This window comes from Rhodoferax sp., from assembly GCF_039922535.1.
Lineage (GTDB): Bacteria > Pseudomonadota > Gammaproteobacteria > Burkholderiales > Burkholderiaceae_C > Rhodoferax_B.
Genome location: NZ_JBDTEM010000171.1, coordinates 1 through 2,005, shown reverse-complemented (window position 1 = coordinate 2,005; position 2,005 = coordinate 1). Strand labels below are relative to the sequence as shown.

The 2,005-nt window shown below is 64.7% G+C and carries 2 protein-coding genes; both read left to right on the top strand.

Annotated elements, in window-relative coordinates; translation table 11 throughout:
* Positions 1–969 (top strand): phosphomannomutase/phosphoglucomutase (locus tag ABI213_RS08080; protein ID WP_348026667.1); only part of this gene is annotated, 969 nt, incomplete at its 5' end.
* Positions 969–2,005, top strand: a 1,037-nt coding sequence (gene waaC / locus ABI213_RS08075) for a lipopolysaccharide heptosyltransferase I (RefSeq protein ID WP_348008953.1), incomplete at its 3' end; no start/stop codon positions are given. The genes ABI213_RS08080 and waaC, both read left to right, overlap by 1 nt.

Here is a 2,005-nt window from a genome sequence, read left to right as displayed (position 1 = left end):
GTGCGCAGCGTGGATGTGCTACCGGCCTACACCGCCCGCATCGTCTCCGACATCAAACTGGCCCGCCCGATGAAAATCGTGGTCGATTCCGGCAACGGCATTGCGGGCGCATCGGCTCCCGACATCTTGCGCGCCATCGGCTGCGAAGTGATCGAGTTGTTCAGCGAGGTGGACGGCAACTTCCCCAACCACCACCCCGATCCCAGCAAGCCCGAAAACCTGCTGGACTTGATCGCTGCCCTGAAAACCAGCGGTGCCGAACTCGGACTGGCTTTTGATGGTGACGGCGACCGGCTGGGCATCGTCACCCAAGACGGCACCAACATCTACCCCGACCGCCAGATGCAGCTGTTCGCTGAAGACGTGCTGCGCCGCGTACCCGGTGGCACCATTTTGTTTGACGTGAAATGCTCACAGCGCCTGGCCCCGGCCATTGCCGCCGCCGGTGGCCAGCCGCTGATGTTTAAAACCGGCCACTCCCTCATCAAAGCCAAGATGAAAGAAATCGAAGCTGCGGGTGGCCAGGCCCCGCTGGGTGGCGAAATGAGCGGCCATATCTTCTTTAAAGAGCGCTGGTTCGGTTTTGACGACGGAACCTACGCGGGCTGCCGCCTGCTGGAAATCGTCAGCCAGTCGCCAGATGCAAACGCCGTGCTGCACGCCTTGCCCACCAGCTTCTCCACCCCCGAACTCAACGTGGCCTGTGCCGAAGGCGAGCCGCCCGTGGTGGTTGCCAAGGCCCTGGCCATGGTGGACTTTGCTGCGCCTGCCGTGGTCAGCACCATCGACGGCCTGCGGGTCGATTGGCCCGATGGCTTTGGCCTGGTCCGGGCCAGCAACACCACGCCGGTGCTGGTGCTGCGCTTTGAAGGCCACACGCCCGAAGCGCTGGAGCGCATCCAGCACGACATGCTGGCCCTGCTGCGCCGCGCCAAGCCCGATGCCACCTTGGCGGCCAGCGCGCATTGATGCCTCTGCCTGGAGAAGGCCGGGGCATGCGGGTACTGATCGTTAAGCTGTCGTCGTTTGGCGACGTGGTCCAGACCCTGCCCACCTTGCACGACATGCGCCAGGCCTTGCCCTTGGCCACGTTTGACTGGGTGGTCGAAGAAGCCTTTGCCCCGTTGCTGCGGGCCCATGTGCCGCGTCTGGGCCGGGTGATTCCGCTGGCACAACGGCGCTGGCGCAAAACCCCGTTCAGCGCCAGCGTGCGGGCTGAAAAAGCCGCCTTCACCCAGACCCTGCAGGCCGAGTCTTACGACGTGGTGATCGACTTTCAGGGTCTGATCAAATCCGCCCTGATCGCCCGCCAGGCCCGACTCACACCCGGCGGCTGGCGTGCCACCTACGGCAACGGCAGCGAAGACTGTGGCTACGAATGGCCGGTGCGCTTCCTGGTGCAGCGTCCCCAGCCCATGCCGCCGCGCATCCATTCCTTACAGCGCTACCGCCGTCTGGCCGCGCTGGCGCTGGGCTATCCGCCACGGGAAGACGGCATTGCCTATGACGAACTGCAGGTGACCCCAGTACAGCCGGATGGCAGCGTGATGCTGGTCCACGGCACCACCCGGGTCGAGAACGAATGGCCTTTGGCCCACTGGGTACAGATCGGCCAGCACTTGGTAGCCCAGGGCCTGCCGGTCAGCGTGCCGCAGGCAAATGCCTACGAGGAAAATTTTGCGAAGCAGCTCTGCCAGGCGATTGGCCCGCAGGCCCACATGCTGCCGCGCATGGGTTTGGCCGCGTTGGCCGCGCAAATGGCGGGCTGCGTGGGCGTGGTGGGCGTGGATTCGGGCCTGAGCCATCTGGCCGTGGCCTTGAACCTGCCGCACGTACAAATCTTCAGCCAGCCGCGTATCTGGCGGGCCGGTCCGCTGGGCAGCTCCTACCAAGTCGCGGTGGGCGGGGCTAGGGCTCCCGATGTAGACACGGTGTGGCAGGCATGGCAAGCTGTGTGGAGCGTGTTCCACAACATCCAACACGAGCCCCAAGCTATTCCTGCATG